Genomic DNA, 18978 nt, shown 5'->3' with positions numbered 1-18978 from the left:
CTAACGCAGGCACATGACGTGCGGATAGACGAAAAATCCGCATGTCGTGTAGGCCTTAGAAACGTCGTAAATCGATTGTCATTGGCAGCTCGTCACTGATTTCCACGTTCGGTATAGGAAGTTTCCCCGGCGTGTGTCCGACGCGGAAGAATCGCGCCATACGCCGGCTCTCTGCTTCGTTGGCATTGACCGGCAACGTCTCGTAATTACGCCCGCCGGGATGAGCGACGTGGTACTGACAGCCGCCCAGCGAGCGTCCCATCCAGGTATCGAGCAGGTCGAACACCAGCGGTGCGTGGACAGGTATCGTCGGTTGCAGGCAGTTGGCCGGTTGCCAGGCGCGGTAACGCACACCGGCGACGAATTCACCGACGCGCCCGCTCGGGTGCAACGGCACCGCGACGCCATTACAGGTCAGCAGATAACGCTGCGGCGGCAGCCCTTTGACCTTGACCTGCAAGCGCTCCAGCGATGAATCGACATAACGCACCGTGCCGCCTGCCGCGCCCTCCTCGCCCAACACGTGCCAAGGCTCCAGCGCCTGACGCAATTCCAGTTCAATGCCGTTGACGGCGTAATCGCCAACCTTGGGGAACCGAAACTCCAGGTGCGCGGCGAACCATTCGGCCCGCAGCGGATAACCGGCGTTGTTCAGTTCGACGATAACGTCAGCGAAATCCTGCTCGATAAAGTGCGGCAACAAGAAGCGATCGTGTAGCTCGGTGCCCCAGCGCGCCAGTTTCGGCGGCGCATAAGGTTCACGCCAGAATCGTGCGACCAACGCCCGCAGCAATAACTGTTGAGCCAGGCTCATGCGCGCATGCGGCGGCATTTCGAATGCACGCAACTCCAGCAAGCCGAGACGCCCGGTGGCGCCATCCGGCGAATACAGTTTGTCGATGCAGAACTCGGCACGATGAGTGTTGCCAGTGACGTCGATCAGCAAATTGCGCAGCAGTCGATCGACCAGCCACGGCGCGCACTCCTCGCCCGGTTCCGGCATCTGCGCGAAAGCGATTTCCAGCTCATACAGCGCATCATTGCGCGCCTCGTCAACGCGTGGCGCCTGCGACGTCGGGCCGATGAACAAACCGGAAAACAGATACGACAGCGAAGGATGGTTGTGCCAGTAGCTGATCAGACTGCGCAGCAGATCAGGGCGGCGCAGGAACGGCGAATCCGCCGGCGTCGCGCCACCGAGCACAAAGTGGTTACCGCCGCCGGTACCGGTGTGGCGGCCGTCGATCATGAACTTCTCGGTGGTGAGCCGCGTCTGCCGCGCTTCTTCATAGAGGAATTCGGTGCGCTCGACCAACTCGTCCCAGGTCGCCGACGGCTGTACGTTGACCTCGATCACGCCAGGGTCCGGGGTGATGCGGAAGTTGCTCAGGCGCGGGTCGCTCGGCGGCTCGTAGCCTTCCAGCAGTACCGGACAATGCAGTTCTTCGGCGGTGGCCTCGATCGCTGCAACCAGCTCTAGATAATCCTCGACCCGCTCCAGCGGTGGCATGAACAGGTACAACCGCCCCTCGCGGGCTTCGGCACAGAACGCGGTGCGGGTCAGCCAATCGGCGGATTCGTCGATTTTTGGGGCCCGCTCGTCAACCAGCGCCGGTTCGCCGTGACGGTTGAGCTGCGCGGTTTTCGGCAGCTCGGGAAAATCCTGATTCGGATCCTGTGGATGAATAAACGGGTATTCGGCAGCCTTTACCCACGGCTGCGAACCGAGCGGCAGACGATGGCCCAGTGGCGAATCCCCCGGCACCAAGCGGCAATGCTCGTCTCGCAGGTACCAGCGTCCGCTTTGCCATTGATCGCCCTTGGCTGTGCGCGCTAACGGCAGCACTTGGCCGATCACCTTGTTCAGGCCCTGACTGAAGACCTTGCGCAGGCGTGCGCGCTCCAGCGGTTCCTCCAGACGTGAATCTTCGGCACTGACGTTGCTCGGCAACGTGCCCTCGCGCCAGAGGTAATAGAAGTTGTCTTCGTAGGCCGGGAACACAAAACGTGTAGGCAGTTTCAGGCGTTCGGCGACACTGGCGAGAAAACGCCCGGCCAACTCACCCGTGGCACCGTAATCCTGTTGTTCGTCAGCAATCAGCGCGTCGTTGTGCCAGATCGGTATGCCGTCGCGGCGCCAATAGCAATTGAGCGACCAGCGCGGCAGTTGCTCGCCGGGATACCACTTGCCCTGACCGAAATGCACCAGGCCCTCCGGCGCGTAGTGCTTGCGCATGCGCTGGAACAGTTCGGCGGAGAGCCGGCGTTTATCGTCACCCAATGCAGCGGTGTTCCACTCGGCGCCATCGGGGTCATCGATAGAGACGAAAGTCGGCTCGCCGCCCATGGTCAGGCGTACGTCGTCTGCCAGTAGATCGGCATCGATCTGCCGGCCCAGTGCCTGAATCGCCAGCCATTGCTCATCGGTGTAAGGCTTGGTGACGCGCGGCGCCTCCCATATTCGTTCCACCGACATTTCGTGGCTGAACACGCATTCGCACGGTTCGACCAAGCCACTGATCGGCGCCGCCGAGGACGGATCGGGACTACAGGCCAACGGGATATGCCCTTCACCGGCGAACAACCCGGACGTGGCGTCCAGACCAATCCAGCCAGCACCCGGCAAGTACACCTCACACCAGGCGTGCAGGTCGGTGAAATCCACGTCGGTGCCGGACGGCCCGTCGAGACTTTTCACGTCGGCCGTCAGTTGAATCAGATAGCCGGAGACAAATCGCGCAGCCAAGCCGAGGTTGCGCAGCAATTGCACCAGCAACCACGCCGAGTCGCGGCACGAGCCGGACGCATGTTCGAGGGTGTGCTCCGGGGTTTGCACGCCGGGCTCCATGCGAATCAGGTAGCCGATGTCTTCGCTCAGGCGCTGATTGAGCGCCACAAGGAAGTCCACTGCCGGCAGCGGCGTGCGGTCGATGGCGTCCAGATACGCTTTGAATTTCGGTGTCAGCGGCAGGGTTTCGAGGTACGGCGCCAGTTCCTTGCGCTCATCGGCGGCGTAGGCGAAGGGGATTTTCTCGGCGTAGGGTTCGAGGAAGAAGTCGAAGGGATTGAACACGGCCATTTCGGCCAGCAGATCGACTTCGATGCGCAATTCATCGGTTTTCTCCGGGAACACCAGCCGCGCGAGGTAGTTGCCCTGCGGGTCTTGCTGCCAGTTGATGAAATGCTGCTCGGGCGAGACTTTCAGCGCATACGACAGAATCCGCGTGCGGCTGTGGGCGGCCGGGCGCAGGCGAACGATCTGCGGGCCGAGTTCGACAGCGCGGTCGTAGCGGTAATGCGTGACGTGATGCAATGCGACATGAATCGACACGGCGTGCCTCCTGCGAGCCTAAGCGTATTCGAAAGCGCGCAAGACTTATGCCATGCAGAGGCTTGGGCGCTTTCCCGGAATGCTCAGGGCAGTACAGCACCAAAATCGGGCGATGCGGGGAAATGGTTGGGCGAAGTTGCGCCTAAATGTGGCGAGCAGGTGTTGATGAGGTGTTTGAGCTGGCCCCATCGCTGGCAAGCCAGCTCCCACAGGTATCTCTGTCGCTCAGAGATCGGCGGCCATTAAAAATCCCTGTGGGAGCTGGCTTGCCAGCGATGGGGCCAGTTGAATCACCACATTTCCTGAGGCCTGAAACGCAAAACGCCAACCCGAAGGTTGGCGTTTGCTTTAGCGCGGTACGACCGGCTTGCGGGTCGGCTTCGGCCCTTTGCCTTTCGCGGCGTCCTTACGTTCCTTGGCCGCCTGCTGGTTGCGGGCGAACGCCGCAGCCTTGGCCTGTTCACGCTTGTCCCAAGGATTACCACCATCACTGGCACGTGGCGGCAAGCCGGTGTGCTGGGTGAGGATCTTGGTGGTCTTCTCTTTGCCTTCCTTCGCCACTTTATGGCTGCCGGCCGGCGTCGAGTTCTTGCGACGGGCGCTCTGGTAGCTGTCGGTGGTCGGCTGGTGCGTCGGGATCAACTGATCCTTGCCCGAACCGATCAAGTCGGCGCGACCCATGCGGATCAACGCTTCACGCAGCATCGGCCAGCCTTTCGGGTCGTGATAACGCAAAAACGCCTTGTGCAGACGACGCTGCTCTTCGCTCTTGACGATGGTCACGCCGTCGCTCTTGTAAGTGACCTTGCGCAGCGGGTTCTTGCCCGAGTGGTACATCGCGGTGGCGGTGGCCATCGGCGACGGGTAGAACGCCTGCACCTGGTCAGCGCGGAAGCCATTGCCCTTGAGCCACAGGGCGAGGTTCATCATGTCTTCGTCGGTGGTGCCCGGGTGGGCGGCGATGAAGTACGGAATCAGGTACTGCTCTTTGCCCGCTTCCTTGGTGTACTTCTCGAACATGCGCTTGAACTTGTCATAGCTGCCAATGCCCGGTTTCATCATCTGGTTGAGCGGACCTTCCTCGGTGTGTTCCGGGGCGATCTTCAGGTAACCACCGACGTGGTGGGTCACCAGCTCTTTGACGTACTCCGGCGACTCGACCGCGAGGTCGTAACGCAGGCCGGAAGCGATCAGAATCTTCTTCACACCCGGCAAGGCACGGGCGCTGCGGTACAGCTGAATCAGCGACGAGTGGTCGGTGTTCAGGTTAGGGCAGATGCCCGGGAACACGCAGGACGGCTTGCGGCACGCCGATTCGATTTCCGGCGTCTTGCAGGCGATGCGGTACATGTTCGCGGTCGGGCCGCCGAGGTCGGAGATGACGCCGGTGAAGCCCGGGACCTTGTCGCGAATCTCTTCGATTTCGCGAATGATCGACTCTTCGGAACGGTTCTGGATGATCCGGCCCTCGTGCTCGGTGATCGAGCAGAAGGTGCAGCCACCGAAGCAGCCACGCATGATGTTCACCGAGAAACGGATCATGTCGTAAGCCGGAATCTTCTCTTTGCCGTACGCCGGGTGCGGAACACGGGCGTAAGGCATGCCGAACACGTAGTCCATTTCTTCGGTGGTCATCGGAATCGGCGGCGGGTTGAACCAGACGTCGACTTCGCCGTGCTTCTGCACCAGCGCACGGGCGTTGCCCGGGTTGGTTTCCAGGTGCAACACGCGGTTGGCGTGGGCATACAGAACGGCGTCGCCACGCACTTTTTCAACCGACGGCAGACGAATCACGGTCTTGTCGCGGGTCATGCGCGGGCTGGCCAGAATCTGTACGACCTTGGCTTCCTGCGGATCTTCAACCGGACCTTTTTCCTGCTCGATGGCGCAGGCCTGGGTGTCCTGGGTATTCACGTACGGGTTGATGATCTTGTCGACCTTGCCCGGACGGTCGATGCGCGTCGAGTCGACTTCGTACCAGTCTTTCGGCGTATCGCGACGGATGAACGCGGTGCCGCGGACGTCGGTGATGTCTTCGATCTTGTGACCGTAGGACAGACGCTGGGCGACTTCGACAATCGCACGCTCGGCGTTGCCGTACAGCAGAATGTCGGCGCAGGCGTCGATCAGGATCGAGTTACGCACGCGATCCTGCCAGTAGTCATAGTGGGCGATGCGACGCAGGGAAGCTTCAATGCCGCCGAGGACGATCGGCACATTTTTGTAAGCCTCTTTGCAGCGCTGGCTGTAGACCAGGCTCGCGCGGTCCGGACGCTTGCCGGCCATGCCGCCAGGCGTGTAGGCGTCGTCGGAACGGATTTTCTTGTCGGCGGTGTAGCGGTTGATCATCGAGTCCATGTTGCCGGCCGCGACGCCGAAGAACAGGTTCGGCTCGCCGAGCTTCATGAAGTCGTCTTTGGACTGCCAGTTTGGCTGGGCGATGATCCCGACGCGGAAGCCTTGCGACTCCAGCAGCCGGCCGATGATCGCCATGCCGAACGAGGGGTGATCGACGTAGGCATCACCGGTGACGATGATGATGTCGCAGGAATCCCAGCCAAGCTGATCCATCTCCTCCCTGCTCATCGGCAGGAATGGCGCTGGCCCGAAACATTCGGCCCAGTACTTTGGATAGTCAAATAACGGCTTGGCTGCTTGCATGTCGATAACCGGTGTTGGCTTTCATTGAATTTCGCGGGCGCGGAATATAGCACAAATTTTGACCAATTCCGACGGCTGTGGTCGGAAATTGGTGGCGACCCTATCGCTGGCAAGCCAGCTCCCACAGGACCGATGCGATCCCTGTGGAAGCTGGCTTGCCAGCGATGGGGCCCTTCAGGACGCTAAATTACTCGTCGTCGTCGAAGTTATAGCTGCCCGGCGCAAGGTTTTCGAAACGGGTGTACTTACCGATAAACGCCAGGCGGATAAAGCCGATTGGCCCGTTCCGTTGCTTACCGATAATGATTTCGGCGATGCCTTTATGCTCGGTTTCCGGGTGATACACCTCGTCCCGGTATACGAACATGATCACGTCAGCATCCTGCTCGATCGCTCCGGATTCCCGGAGGTCGGAGTTGATTGGACGTTTGTTCGGCCGCTGCTCCAAGGAACGGTTGAGCTGCGACAACGCCACCACCGGGCAGTTGAATTCCTTGGCCAAGGCTTTCAGGGAACGCGAGATCTCAGAAATCTCGTTGGTCCGGTTGTCGCCGCCGGAACCCGGGATCTGCATCAACTGCAGGTAGTCGATCATGATCAGGCCGATCTCACCGTGTTCACGCGCCAGGCGCCGGGTCCGCGCACGCATTTCCGACGGGCTGATACCAGCCGTGTCGTCGATGAACAGTTTGCGGTCATTGAGCAGGTTGACCGCCGAGGTCAGGCGCGGCCAGTCGTCGTCTTCCAGTTGGCCGGAACGCACCTTGGTCTGGTCGATGCGGCCCAGCGAGGAGAGCATACGCATGACCAGCGATTCGCCTGGCATCTCGAGGGAATACACCAGAACGGCTTTGTCGCTGCGCAATACGGCGTTTTCCACCAGGTTCATCGCGAAGGTGGTTTTACCCATCGACGGACGACCGGCGACGATGATCAGGTCGGACGGTTGCAGGCCGCTGGTTTTCTCATCGAGGTCGGTATAACCGGTGGACAGGCCGGTAATGGCGTTGTCGGTGTTGAACAAGGTGTCGATGCGATCGATGGCCTTGGTCAGCAATTCGTTCACACCCACCGGGCCACCGGTTTTCGGCCGGGCCTCGGCAATTGCGAAGATCTGGCGCTCGGCTTCGTCGAGGATTTCCTCGGCGGTGCGCCCTTCCGGGTTGAAGGCACTGTCGGCGATCTCGGTGCTGATGCCGATCAGTTGGCGCAACGTCGCACGCTGGCGGACGATCTGCGCATAGGCCTTAATGTTGGCGACGGACGGCGTGTTTTTCGCCAGTTCACCAAGGTAACCGAGACCGCCGACTTGCGAGGTCTGACCTTCCTTGTCCAATTGCTCGGCAAGGGTCACGACGTCGATCGGCGAGTTCTGATCGGCCAGTTTGGCGATCGCACGGAAGATCAGGCGGTGGTCATGTCGATAGAAATCGCCGTCGGAGACTTGATCGAGCACACGTTCCCAGGCGTTGTTGTCCAGCATCAGACCACCGAGTACGGCCTGTTCGGCCTCGATGGAATGCGGCGGCACCTTCAGGGCAGCGGTTTGCAGATCGTATTGCTCGGGAGCGGAGATATCGTTCATGGCCACTTGAGTTTGGTTGAAAATCAGGAATTGCAGAAAGACAAAGGGCACGACCTGTAAACAGGATCGTGCCCGATGTTAACCGTCTGACGGACAAGCCGCCAGCCGATCAGGTGTTGCTTAAGCTGCTACCACGACAACGCGTACGGTGGCTTCAACTTCGGCGTGCAGGTGCACAGCCACGTCGAATTCACCCACGTTGCGGATGGTGCCGTTCGGCAGACGAACTTCGCTTTTCGCAACTTCAACGCCGGAGGCGGTCAGTGCGTCAGCGATGTCGTGAGTACCGATCGAACCGAACAGCTTGCCTTCGTCGCCAGCGGTGGCAGTGATGGTCACTTCCAGCTCGGCCAGTTGGGCAGCACGGCTTTCAGCCGATGCTTTACGGTCTGCAGCAGCTTTTTCCAGCTCGGCACGACGCTCTTCGAACGCAGCGATGTTCGCTGGGGTCGCGGCGGTAGCTTTACCGTAAGGCAGCAGGTAGTTACGACCGTAACCGGCCTTAACGTTTACTTTGTCACCCAGGTTGCCCAGGTTGGTGACTTTTTCCAGAAGGATCAGTTGCATGTGAAAATCCTCTAACTTTTAACCTTCACCGTTCGCGCTGTCGGTGTCTTTCGACACGTGACGACCGCGAAAATCAATCAGGCTGTCGACAATGGCCAAGACCACGAGCAACGGATAGATCAGCTGCATGAACAGCAACAGCGTGACGTACAACCCCACCAGCCAGAAACCGGCCAGTCGCTTCTGCCCGACCAGCCCGTGAATCAGGGCCAGTCCGGCGAACACCAGCGGTACACTGCACAACGGCGTCAACATGGCCATCTGTGCACCGAGATTCGGGCCCAGAAGCATCAACGCCAGCAGTAACATCGCCGGCCCCAGCGGGATCCGGATGGCGCGAAACTCGCGACCAAAACCACCCGGGTTGTACAACAACGCCTGCCAATGACGCCCGACAATCAGGCTCAGCACGCTGACGATCTGCAACAAAGCCGCAATCAGTCCGGTCAGGACTGGCGCAATCAGGGACGCGAAACGCGCTTGCTCTTCGACCGACAATTGCTTGTAGGTCTCACCGAGAAGCGCAGGCATGACCTTTATCAAGGCTTGCGCGAGCATCTCGATCTGGGCTGCAAACGCTGCCCCGAGCACCACCGAAAACACCACCCCTACCGCCACGCTGACCAGCAGCGTGCGAACCCAGGATTCACTTGCGCGCAAAACCAACGCAAGTCCCGAAGACCCCAGCAGCACCAGAAGTGCCCGTGGATCATCGGCGTACAACCACCAGACCAAGGCCGGCAGCAGTCCCAGGGACAGAACGCCAAGAGCGTCCGTCAATCCGCGCCGCAGCAGCACAAGGCTCCCGGCGGCAGCGCCCAACCAATACAACAACGGCAATGTTGCACATCCGGCCACTACAAGAGTGGCCTGCATGCGGCCGCGCATGATGAACTCAGCTAAGGCACGCATGCATTCAATCCTTTGCTACTTGTCGACTGCCCGGTCTCAGCGGCCGTGGCTGTCGGTGTAGGCCAGCAGGGCCAGGAAGCGGGCGCGCTTGATAGCGGTGGCCAGCTGACGCTGATAACGAGCTTTGGTACCGGTGATGCGGCTTGGAACGATTTTGCCGGTCTCGGATACGTAGGCTTTCAGAGTGTTGAGATCTTTGTAATCGATCTCCTTCACGTCTTCAGCGGTGAAGCGGCAGAATTTACGACGACGGAAGAAACGTGCCATTTGATAGGCTCCTTAAAAGGTCCGTGGATTACTCGTCAGCGTTATCGCTGTTGTCGCTGTCATCACTATCAGCGCTATCAGCGCCTTCGTGCTCAGGACGGTCGCGACGCTCACGGCGCTCACTGCGGTTTTCTTCAGCCTTGAGCATCTCGGATTGGCCGGTAACGGCTTCTTCGCGACGGATGACCAGGTTACGGATCACTGCATCGTTGTAGCGGAAGTTGTCTTCCAGCTCGGCCAGGGCCTTGCCAGTGCACTCAACGTTCAGCATCACGTAGTGAGCCTTGTGAACATTGTTGATTGCGTAGGCCAGTTGACGACGGCCCCAATCTTCCAGACGGTGGATTTTGCCGCCGTCTTCTTCGATCAGCTTGGTGTAACGCTCAACCATGCCGCCGACTTGCTCGCTTTGATCCGGGTGGACCAAAAAGATGATTTCGTAATGACGCATGAATGCTCCTTACGGGTTGTAGCCTGCCGCTCAAAAACGGTCAGACAAGGAGTGAATGACACTTATGGACTTGCTGGCGCGGGGCACATGCGTGCCTGCCGTCACAGCAAGGGGCGCAATTGTAGAGAAGGGACAGAAGAGGTGCAAGGCAATTGGCGATTATTTGAACAATCACCAAAGAACAGCTGTAGGAGCTGCCGAAGGCTGCGATCTTTTGATTTTGTTTGTAAAGACAAGATCAAAAGATCGCAGCCTGCGGCAGCTCCTACAGGGGGCTTATTTCTTGGCAGCAGGCTTGGCTTTTACGCCGCGTTGGCGCTGGGCTTCGAACAGGCACACGCCGGTGGCGACCGAGACGTTGAGGCTGCTGACGCTACCGGCCATCGGCAGTTTCACCAGGTAGTCACAGTGCTCGCGAGTCAGGCGACGCATGCCTTTGCCTTCGGCGCCCATGATCAGAATGGTCGGGCCCGTCAGATCCTGGTCGTAAATGCTGACTTCAGCTTCGCCTGCCGTGCCGACAACCCACAGACCGCGCTGCTGAAGTTTTTCCAGCGTACGCGCAAGGTTGGTTACAGCGACCAACGGAATCACTTCCGCCGCGCCGCAAGCGACTTTACGCACCACCGGAGTCAAGGTTGCCGACTTGTCTTTCGGCACGATCACCGCCAGCGCACCGGCCGCATCGGCCGAGCGCAGGCAGGCACCGAGGTTGTGCGGATCGGTCACGCCGTCGAGCACCAGCAGCAACGGTGCGCCGTCAGTGCGATCAAGTAGCTCGTCGAGCATCGCTTCGCCCCAGACCTGGCTCGGGCTGACTTCCGCGACCACGCCCTGATGCACGCCTTCAACCCAGGCATCCATTTCGCGGCGCTCGGCCTGACCGACCTGGACACGATTTTCGTTGGCCAGCTCAACCAGCGTCTGCACGCGCGGATCGTTGCGGCTTTCCGCCAGCCAGATCTGTTTGACGCGCTTCGGGTGGTGACGCAGCAACGCTTCTACCGCGTGAACGCCGTAGATTTTTTCCAACTGACTCATGACTTCGCCTTCGGTTTACGTGCCCCGCCACTTTTGGCTGGAGCAGAACCCGCTTTTGGCGGGCCTTTACGGTGTTTGCTCGGTTTTGCTGGCTTGCTGCCGGAGGCCTTTTCAGGCGCCGACCGCCCGGTCTTTCCCCCAGGCGCCGCTTTACCACCGTTTTTGGCGTCGGAAAGCAGAGCCTTCTTCATTTCACGGCTTTTACGCAGCTCGGCGTTTTTCGCCACAGCGTCGCTTGGGCGATAGGCTTCAGCAGCTTTCTCTTTGGCCGGACGACGACCAGCGGTTTTCGCTGGCGCCGCTTCGGCTTTTTCCTTCGCGGCTGGCGCGGCAGTTTCAGCACCACGCTTCTTGCGACCGATCGGCGCGCTGATGGTTTTTTCAGCCATCTCGAAGTCGATCTTGCGTTCGTCGAGGTCAACGCGCATGACGCGCACTTCAACGGTATCGCCAAGACGGAAGCTACGACCGGTGCGCTCGCCCGCCAGGCGGTGATGCACAGGATCGAAGTGGTAGTAATCGCCCGGCAGCGCGGTGACGTGCACCAGGCCTTCGACGTAGATATCGGTCAGTTCAACGAACAGACCAAAACCGGTCACCGCCGTGATCACGCCAGGGAACGACTCGCCCACGCGATCCTTCATGAACTCGCACTTGAGCCAGTTCACCACGTCGCGGGTCGCTTCGTCGGCACGGCGCTCGCTCATCGAGCACTGCTCGCCGAGTTGCTCCAGCGCCGCTTCGTCGTACGGATAGATGCGCGCTTTCGGAATGGTCATCGCGCCGGCACGGCGAACGTGCGGGGTGTCCTGTTTCGAATGGATCACGCTGCGGATCGCGCGGTGCGTGAGCAAATCCGGGTAACGACGGATCGGCGAAGTGAAGTGGGTATAGGCTTCGTAATTCAGGCCGAAGTGGCCCTGATTGTCAGCGCTGTACACCGCTTGGCTCAGCGATCGCAGCATCACGGTCTGGATCAAGTGGAAATCCGGACGATCCTTGATGCTCGCCAGCAGTGCCTGGTAGTCCTTCGGCGAAGGACCGTCCTTGCCTTTGTGCAGGGAAAGACCGAGTTCGCCGAGGAAGGCGCGGAGTTTTTCCAGACGCTCCGGTGGCGGGCCGTCGTGGACGCGGTACAGCGCAGGAATTTCGTGCTTCTTGAGGAATTCGGCGGTGGCCACGTTGGCCGCCAGCATGCATTCTTCGATCAGCTTGTGCGCATCGTTACGGGTGGTCGGACGGATTTCGGCAATCTTGCGCTCGGTACCGAAGATGATCCGGGTTTCCTGCGTTTCGAAATCGATCGCGCCACGTACGTGACGAGCAGCCAACAGAACCTTGTACAGCGCATACAGCTGTTTGAGGTGCGGCAGAACGTCGTTGTACTCACCGCGAAGCTGACGCGCCTCGGTGATTTTCGGCGTTTCCAGCATCGCGCTGACTTTGTTGTACGTCAGACGAGCGTGGGAGTGGATCACCGCCTCATAGAAGCAGTAGTCGGTCATTTCGCCGGACTTGGAGATGGTCATCTCGCAAACCATGGCCAGACGATCGACGTGCGGGTTCAGAGAGCACAGGCCGTTGGACAACTGCTCAGGCAGCATCGGCACCACGCGCTCGGGGAAATACACCGAGTTGCCGCGCACTTGCGCTTCGTTGTCCAGCGCCGAACCGATTTTCACGTAACTGGAAACGTCGGCAATCGCCACGTACAACTTCCAGCCGCCGGAGAACAGGCGCAGCTTGCCCGGTTTGGCTTCGCAGTAAACAGCATCGTCGAAGTCGCGGGCATCTTCGCCGTCGATGGTGACGAACGGCAGATGGCGCAGGTCGACGCGCTTCTCTTTGTCTTTTTCTTCGACTTCCGGCTTGAGCTTGGCCGCTTCTTTCAGTACGGCTTCAGGCCAGACGTGCGGAATGTCGTAGGTGCGCAGGGCGACATCGATTTCCATGCCCGGCGCCATGTAGTTGCCGACCACTTCGACCACGTCGCCTTGTGGCTGGAAGCGCGGCGTCGGCCAGTGGGTGATTTTCACCTCGACGAACTGACCGATCTGCGCGTTGGCGTTGCGACCCGGCGTGACCAGCACTTCTTGCTGGATCTTCGGGTTGTCGGCAACGACGAAACCGATGCCGCCTTCTTCAAAGTAGCGACCGACGATGGTTTCGTGAGCACGCGACACAACTTCGACGATAACGCCTTCACGGCGACCACGACGATCAAGACCGGAAACACGGGCCAGCGCACGATCACCGTCGAACACCAGACGCATTTGCGCCGGGCTCATGAACAGGTCATCGCTGCCGTCGTCCGGCACCAGGAAGCCGAAACCGTCACGGTGACCGCTGATGCGACCGAGGATCAGGTCAAGCTTGTCGACCGGCGCGTAGGTGCCACGACGGGTGTAGATCAGTTGTGCGTCGCGCTCCATGGCGCGCAGACGGCGGCGCAGGGCTTCGATCTGGTCTTCGGTGGTCAGACCGAACTCTTCGACCAGTTGCTCGCGGGCAGCAGGCGAACCCCGATCGGCGAGGTGCGCCAGGATCAGTTCGCGGCTAGGAATAGGGTTTTCATATTTTTCCGCTTCACGAGCGGCCTCGGGATCGAGGGACTGCCAATCGGCCATTAGAGAGTTTTCACCTTGTCTATATGCGGGTTAGTTTGGCATAGGCGCCATGAAACGGGAAATTTCCGACTCTATAAGGCCCATATCAGGGCCTGCAGCGTCACTTGGAAGCCGTTTTGAACACCGCCGGTAAAAAAAATCATGTTTTTTGCTGAGAGGGGTTTACAGTTAAAAAGACGCTCCGTATAGTGCGCGCCATCGACGACGCACAGCGTTGCCGATACTGCCCAGATGGTGAAATTGGTAGACACGCCAGCTTCAGGTGCTGGTGACCGCAAGGTCGTGGAAGTTCGAGTCTTCTTCTGGGCACCAATTTCGAGATTGAGACTAGATCAGTTTCAAGGCTCACACAAAAACCCGCGAAAGCGGGTTTTTTGCATTCTAAGCCCGGGTTTTCTTAAAACTGATTTATTAAAATTAAATCAGGGGTTTACAGATCAAAAGACGCTCCGTATAGTGCGCCACATCAACAGCGGCAACGCTGGCGATGATTGCCCAGATGGTGAAATTGGTAGACACGCCAGCTTCAGGTGCTGGTGACCGCAAGGTCGTGGAAGTTCGAGTCTTCTTCTGGGCACCAATTCAAATCCAAGGTTACGACCATGGATTTCACAAAAACCCGCGAAAGCGGGTTTTTGCGTTTCTGCCTTCCCGAAAACCAGAATCCCCCTGTAGGAGCTGCCGAAGGCTGCGATCTCTTGATCTTGTTTTTCCAAAGAGCAAGATCAAAAGATCGCAGCCTTCGGCAGCTCCTACATTTCAGCGTAGCCCGCCGTATCAGAGCTGGCCGCCTCTCGCAAGGCGCACTTGAGAAACAATATCGTTTATCATTGTTGCAAGTTTTTGCAATGCGACAGTGAGGAACCCTGCGAATGACGTTTCGAAATACCCTGCGCCGAGGCCTGACCTTCACCCTCCTCGGCCTGGCGCTCGCCACTCCCCTCACCCAGGCTGCCGATGCGGTTTCCCTGACTCTCTATAACGGCCAGCACAAGGAAGTCGGCGACGCGATCGCCAAAGCCTTCGAAGCCAAGACCGGCATTCACGTCAATGTCCGCAAAGGCAGCAGCAACCAGCTCGCCAGCCAGGTCATCGAAGAGGGCAACCGCTCCCCCGCCGACGTGATCTACACCGAAGAATCGCCGCCACTGAACAATCTCGGCGAACTCGGCCTGCTGGCAAAAACCGATGACGCCACTTTGGCCGTCCTGCCGGAAAAATACGTGGCCGGCAACGGCACCTGGATCGGCGTCACAGCGCGCGTTCGCGTGGTTGCCTACAACCCGAAACTGGTCGATGAAAAAGACCTGCCGAAATCGGTGATGGAATTCTCTGATCCGCAGTGGCAAGGCAAAGTCGGCTTCGTACCGACCAGCGGCGCATTCCAGGAACAGGCCGTCGCCATCATCAAGATGCACGGTCGCGACGCCGCCGAAGAATGGCTGACTGGCCTGCGCGCGTTCGGCAAGACCTACAGCAACAACATGGTCGCCCTCAAAGCCGTGGAAAACGGCGAAGTCGCTACCGTGCTGGTGAACAACTACTACTGGTTCGCCCTGCAACGCGAGAAAGGCAAACTCGACTCGAAACTGCATTACTTCACTGGCGGCGACGTCGGTGGCTTGATCACCGTATCCAGTGCTGCCGTGCTGAAATCCAGCAAACATCCAAAAGAAGCCCAGCAATTTCTTGCCTACATGGCCAGCGAAGAAGGTCAGCGCGTGATCACTCAGACCACCGCCGAATACCCGCTGCACAAAGGCATGGAATCGGATCGCGGGCTCAAGCCGTTCAGCGAACTGGAAGCACCGAACGTAACCCCGGCCGACTTGGGTAATGCCGAAGAAGCGCTGGAACTGGAACGTGAAGTTGGCTTGAACTGATGGCCGCATCGTTATCCGCCCCCGCCGCGCGCGGGGGTTACGTACCAAAGCGCAAGCGGCCATCGATCTGGCTGGTAATGCCGGTGTTGCTGCTGGTAGTACTGAGCTTGCTGCCGCTGGCCTACGTCGGACTGAAAGCCTGGCAGGCCGGCTGGGCCGAGGCGCTGCACTTGTTGTGGCGCCCGTATGTGTTCGGCCTGCTGCGCAATACCTTGGCATTGATGGTTGGCGTAACCCTCACCTGCGGCGTGATTGGTCTGTCGCTCGCCTGGCTGCTGGAGCGCAGCAATTTGCCCGGCCGGCGTCTATGGGGCGTGATTCTGTGCCTGCCGTTCGCAGTACCGGCATTTGTCAGCAGTTTCACCTGGGTTTCGCTGAGCGCGCAGTTCGAAGGGCTGGGCGGGGCGATTCTGGTGATGAGCCTGTCGAAATACCCGCTGATCTTTCTGCCGGTAGCGGCAACCCTGCGCAATCTTGATCCGTCGCTTGAAGAGTCTGCCCGCACGCTGGGGCAGAATCGCTGGGGGGTGTTTTTCCGCGTCACCCTGCCGCTGCTTTGGCCGTCGTTGTTGGCCGGTTCGCTGTTGATTGCTTTGCACATGCTGGTGGAATTCGGCGCGCTGTCGATCATCGGCCTGCAAACCTTCACCACGGCGATCTATCAACAGTTCGAACTGGAATTCAGTAACGCCAACGCGGCGATGCTTTCGGCGGTGCTGCTGGCGCTGTGCCTGGTGTTGTTGTGGCTGGAGCTGCGTGTGCGCGGCAAAGGCCGGCATGTGCGCACCGGCCAAGGCGCAGCGCGTCAGGCTGAACAGGTTCGGCTGGGGCCATGGGCCACGGTCGGTCAGTTGTATTGCCTGATGCTGGCGATTGTCGGCAGCGGGATTCCACTGGGCATGCTGGCCTACTGGCTCGCGGTCGGTTCGTCGGCAGCGTTTCCGGTGGCGGCGATTACTGAAGCATTGCTGTCGTCGCTGGCACTGTCGCTCGGTGGCGCGGCGCTGTGCCTGGTACTGGCGGTGCCGGTCGGGTTGTTGGTGGTGCGTTACAAAGGCCAACTGGCGATCTGGGCCGAACGCCTGCCATATCTGTTACACGCGTTGCCGGGCCTGGTGATTGCGCTGACGCTGGTGTATTTCGCCCTGCATTACGTGCCGGCGCTGTACCAGACTTCAGGATTGCTGCTGATCGCTTATGCGCTGCTGTTTCTGCCATTGGCGCAGGCACCGATCCGTACGGCGCTGAACAAAGCTGCGCCGCAGCTGGAAGAGGCTGCACGCACGCTGGGCGCTTCGTCGTTCACGGCGTTTTGCCGAGTGACGCTGCCGATCATCTTCCCGGCATTGGGCGCGGCGTTTGCGCTGGTGTTTCTCGATGCGATGAAGGAATTGACGGCGACGCTGCTGTTGAGTCCGACCGGGCTTAATACGCTGGCGACCGAGGTCTGGGCACATACCGCGAACGTCGAGTTTGCGGCGGCGGCGCCTTATGCGGCGTTGTTGATTTTGGTTTCCGGGTTGCCGGTTTATCTGTTGACGACGCGGATGTATTTGAGCCGCTAAAAGATCGCAGCCTGCGGCAGCTCCTAAATGGGATTAATGTAGGAGCTGCCGCAGGCTGCGATCTTTTAATCTTAAGCCCTGAACTGCCCCAGGCTTGCCTTCAGTTGCGCCGCCAGACCATCCAGCACCTTGCCACTGGCCGTAGTTTCCACCACTGCCTGCGCCGCCTTCTCGGCCTGCGCATGAATCGTCTCGACTCGCCCGCGCACCGCCTGCGCACCCTGCGCCTGATGCGCTGCAGCCTGCGTCGCCAGGCCAATCGCCGCGTGCACCTGCTCGACCGACGTCTGCACCGATTGCTGCAACCGCGCGCTGTCACGCAACACCAGCAAACCTTCGCTGGCCTGACGCCCGGCCTGACCGATCGCCTCGACCGCCTCACGCGCGCCCTGCTGCAAAGCGACGATGTGCGCCTGAATATCGCCGGTAGAACTTTGCGTCTTGCTCGCGAGCGCCCGAACCTCGTCCGCTACCACGGCAAAACCACGCCCGGTTTCGCCAGCGCGCGCCGCTTCGATCGCAGCGTTCAGCGCTAGCAGATTGGTCTGCTCGGCAATCCCGTGGATCACCGTCAGCACCACTTCGATCTGCTCACTCTGCTGCGCCAGTCGCTCAATGACTTTCGCCCCGGTATCAACCTGCCCCGCCAGCGCCTCGATCAGGCTGCCGACCTTGGCGGAGGTGCGAGTGTTTTCATCCGTGGCCTGACGAATATCCACCACCTGCTTCAGCGCCGCCTGCATGGCATGGCTTTCCGATTGCGCCTCATCAGCCATTTGCGACAGCGCGCGCAGACTTTCCGCCACTTCGTCACGCTGCATCCCGGCCGCCGCATCGGCACCGGCATTGCGCAGAGTCATTGCGCCAATTTCGACGCCGGTGCGCTGCGCGACATCGCCCGCCTCGCGCACGATCGGCTGCAACTTATCCACAAAGCGATTGACCGCCGCGGCCATGTCGCCGATTTCGTCCTTGCTGTTGATCTGCACACGCTTGGTCAGATCGCCCTCGCCCGCCGCCAGGTCATCCATGGCCGCGTTAAGCATCTTCAGGCGATTGACCACGCGATGGCCCAACACCACGGCCAGCAACAGCAGCACGCCGCAGCCAACCAGCGCCAGGCCCAAGCCGATTCTCCAGCGCAGGGTCGCCGCTGCTTCTTGCACCGTGCTCGCGGTATTGGCCTTCATCTCGGCGGCGGTGGATTGCGCCGACTGCAGACGCGCCTGCATCGCCGTGGCGCTGTCCGCTGCAGCGCCTTTGAGGCTGTCGCCGACCAGTTGATCGCTGCTGGCGATCAGCGCCGAGAAACGCTTGTCCAGCGCTGCCAGATCAGTTTCCACCGAAGCCGTGGAAACGCCCATCAGCACCTTGCCGATTTCCACGCCATTGGGGTTGATCGAGGCTTCGAGGTAGTAGACCGACGGATCGTTTTTCGCCGCATCCAGCACTTTATCCAGCGCACGCTCGCCCTGGCCTTTTTCCAGCAAGGCCTTGTTGATCGGGTTTTCGCGATTGAGATAACGGGTCAAGTGCTGGCCGGTGGCGTCGTCGTAGACCACGAACAGCACATTGGGATTGCGCTGGGCCCGGCGGGCGAATTCAGACAGGGTCGGCACGTCGCTGTCCCACATGGCGCGCGGTGCGACAGAGGCCAGCAACTGCGCCATGTCATTGGCCGAATCCTTCAGATCCTTTTCCAATGTCGTACGCAGTTGCGCCTGCTCGTCCTTCAGCCGCGAGGACAGACCAGCAGTCAGGCGCTGTCGGGTACTGGCGGACAACGCGTCGAGGCTCGACGTGACTTCACGCCCCGCCTGCTCCAACTCGCCCGAGAGTTTCTGGCTGTCGGCGCCGAGGCGCACAGCCAAATCAGCTTCCAGCGCCGTGACGGTGCTCCGTGTCAGGGCGACGGCCACCAACACTTGCACCAAAAGAGCGATACCAAGGGTAACGAATACCGGGCGCAACAAACGGCTTTGTAACAGTGAGAGAACGGCCGACACTGTGAATACCTCTACTTCTGACGCCATTAATTTGATGGCACTCTTGTAGGAAGATTCACAGCAAAGGTCATGCCGTCCAACA

Annotated in this window: 13 protein-coding genes and 2 tRNA genes; 5 read left to right on the top strand and 10 right to left on the bottom strand. The window is 59.9% G+C overall.

Going from position 1 to position 18978, the window contains the following annotated elements; genetic code table 11:
* Positions 1-55: 55 nt before the first annotated feature.
* The 9 genes from EJA70_RS29735 to rnr form a co-directional block, all read right to left on the bottom strand.
* Positions 56-3331, bottom strand: a complete 3276-nt coding sequence (locus tag EJA70_RS29735) for a DUF2126 domain-containing protein (RefSeq protein WP_158836117.1) — start codon at positions 3329-3331, stop codon at positions 56-58.
* Between the two features lie 348 nt (positions 3332-3679).
* On the bottom strand, positions 3680-5992 hold the full coding sequence (locus EJA70_RS29730; protein WP_158836115.1) for a YgiQ family radical SAM protein: 2313 nt from the start codon (positions 5990-5992) through the stop codon (positions 3680-3682).
* Between the two features lie 187 nt (positions 5993-6179).
* On the bottom strand, positions 6180-7577 hold the full coding sequence (gene dnaB, locus EJA70_RS29725) for a replicative DNA helicase (RefSeq protein WP_158836112.1): 1398 nt from the start codon (positions 7575-7577) through the stop codon (positions 6180-6182).
* A gap of 120 nt (positions 7578-7697) precedes the next feature.
* The gene (gene rplI / locus EJA70_RS29720) at positions 7698-8144 is read right to left on the bottom strand and encodes a 50S ribosomal protein L9 (RefSeq protein WP_008078307.1); all 447 of its coding nucleotides are present in this window, start codon (positions 8142-8144) and stop codon (positions 7698-7700) included.
* Between the two features lie 18 nt (positions 8145-8162).
* Positions 8163-9056 carry a hypothetical protein gene (locus EJA70_RS29715; protein ID WP_008078309.1) on the bottom strand — a complete coding sequence of 298 codons (894 nt, stop codon included), beginning with the start codon at positions 9054-9056 and terminating at the stop codon, positions 8163-8165.
* Between the two features lie 36 nt (positions 9057-9092).
* Positions 9093-9323 (bottom strand): 30S ribosomal protein S18, encoded by a 231-nt coding sequence (gene rpsR / locus EJA70_RS29710; RefSeq protein WP_002551829.1) that lies wholly within the window; start codon positions 9321-9323, stop codon positions 9093-9095.
* Positions 9324-9351: 28 nt separating this feature from the next.
* Positions 9352-9774 (bottom strand): 30S ribosomal protein S6, encoded by a 423-nt coding sequence (gene rpsF / locus EJA70_RS29705; protein WP_003236224.1) that lies wholly within the window; start codon positions 9772-9774, stop codon positions 9352-9354.
* Positions 9775-10050: 276 nt separating this feature from the next.
* Complete coding sequence (rlmB, locus tag EJA70_RS29700; protein WP_008078316.1) at positions 10051-10815, bottom strand: 23S rRNA (guanosine(2251)-2'-O)-methyltransferase RlmB; 765 nt, start codon at positions 10813-10815, stop codon at positions 10051-10053.
* Positions 10812-13442 (bottom strand): ribonuclease R, encoded by a 2631-nt coding sequence (rnr, locus tag EJA70_RS29695; RefSeq protein ID WP_064388637.1) that lies wholly within the window; start codon positions 13440-13442, stop codon positions 10812-10814. Before rnr ends, rlmB begins: the two co-directional genes overlap by 4 nt.
* A gap of 225 nt (positions 13443-13667) precedes the next feature.
* Here rnr and EJA70_RS29690 point away from each other — a divergent pair.
* The 5 genes from EJA70_RS29690 (at position 13668) to EJA70_RS29670 (ending at position 16890) form a co-directional block, all read left to right on the top strand.
* Positions 13668-13754, top strand: a tRNA-Leu gene (locus EJA70_RS29690).
* Positions 13755-13935: 181 nt separating this feature from the next.
* Positions 13936-14022 (top strand) — tRNA-Leu (locus EJA70_RS29685).
* A gap of 22 nt (positions 14023-14044) precedes the next feature.
* Complete coding sequence (locus tag EJA70_RS29680) at positions 14045-14302, top strand: hypothetical protein (protein WP_158836110.1); 258 nt, start codon at positions 14045-14047, stop codon at positions 14300-14302.
* Positions 14303-14314: 12 nt separating this feature from the next.
* Complete coding sequence (locus EJA70_RS29675; protein ID WP_158836108.1) at positions 14315-15325, top strand: extracellular solute-binding protein; 1011 nt, start codon at positions 14315-14317, stop codon at positions 15323-15325.
* Positions 15325-16890 (top strand): iron ABC transporter permease, encoded by a 1566-nt coding sequence (locus tag EJA70_RS29670; RefSeq protein ID WP_158836106.1) that lies wholly within the window; start codon positions 15325-15327, stop codon positions 16888-16890. Before EJA70_RS29675 ends, EJA70_RS29670 begins: the two co-directional genes overlap by 1 nt.
* 71 nt (positions 16891-16961) lie before the next feature.
* Here EJA70_RS29670 and EJA70_RS29665 read toward each other — a convergent pair whose 3' ends face one another.
* Positions 16962-18896, bottom strand: a complete 1935-nt coding sequence (locus EJA70_RS29665; protein WP_158836104.1) for a methyl-accepting chemotaxis protein — start codon at positions 18894-18896, stop codon at positions 16962-16964.
* Positions 18897-18978 lie beyond the last annotated feature (82 nt).

Source organism: Pseudomonas sp. PB103, assembly GCF_009764635.1.
Lineage (GTDB): Bacteria > Pseudomonadota > Gammaproteobacteria > Pseudomonadales > Pseudomonadaceae > Aquipseudomonas.
This window is presented reverse-complemented; position numbering and strand designations above follow the sequence as displayed.

What these genes read in the sequence shown, in the direction of transcription:
- EJA70_RS29675 (WP_158836108.1), top strand. Translation starts at nt 14,315, where the DNA reads ATGACGTTTCGAAATACCCTGCGCCGAGGCCTGACCTTCACCCTCCTC.
- EJA70_RS29670 (WP_158836106.1), top strand. Translation starts at nt 15,325, where the DNA reads ATGGCCGCATCGTTATCCGCCCCCGCCGCGCGCGGGGGTTACGTACCA.
- EJA70_RS29715 (WP_008078309.1), bottom strand. Translation starts at nt 9,056, where the DNA reads ATGCGTGCCTTAGCTGAGTTCATCATGCGCGGCCGCATGCAGGCCACT.
- EJA70_RS29730 (WP_158836115.1), bottom strand. Translation starts at nt 5,992, where the DNA reads ATGCAAGCAGCCAAGCCGTTATTTGACTATCCAAAGTACTGGGCCGAA.
- dnaB (WP_158836112.1), bottom strand. Translation starts at nt 7,577, where the DNA reads ATGAACGATATCTCCGCTCCCGAGCAATACGATCTGCAAACCGCTGCC.
- rplI (WP_008078307.1), bottom strand. Translation starts at nt 8,144, where the DNA reads ATGCAACTGATCCTTCTGGAAAAAGTCACCAACCTGGGCAACCTGGGT.
- rlmB (WP_008078316.1), bottom strand. Translation starts at nt 10,815, where the DNA reads ATGAGTCAGTTGGAAAAAATCTACGGCGTTCACGCGGTAGAAGCGTTG.
- rpsF (WP_003236224.1), bottom strand. Translation starts at nt 9,774, where the DNA reads ATGCGTCATTACGAAATCATCTTTTTGGTCCACCCGGATCAAAGCGAG.
- rpsR (WP_002551829.1), bottom strand. Translation starts at nt 9,323, where the DNA reads ATGGCACGTTTCTTCCGTCGTCGTAAATTCTGCCGCTTCACCGCTGAA.
- EJA70_RS29680 (WP_158836110.1), top strand. Translation starts at nt 14,045, where the DNA reads ATGGATTTCACAAAAACCCGCGAAAGCGGGTTTTTGCGTTTCTGCCTT.
- rnr (WP_064388637.1), bottom strand. Translation starts at nt 13,442, where the DNA reads ATGGCCGATTGGCAGTCCCTCGATCCCGAGGCCGCTCGTGAAGCGGAA.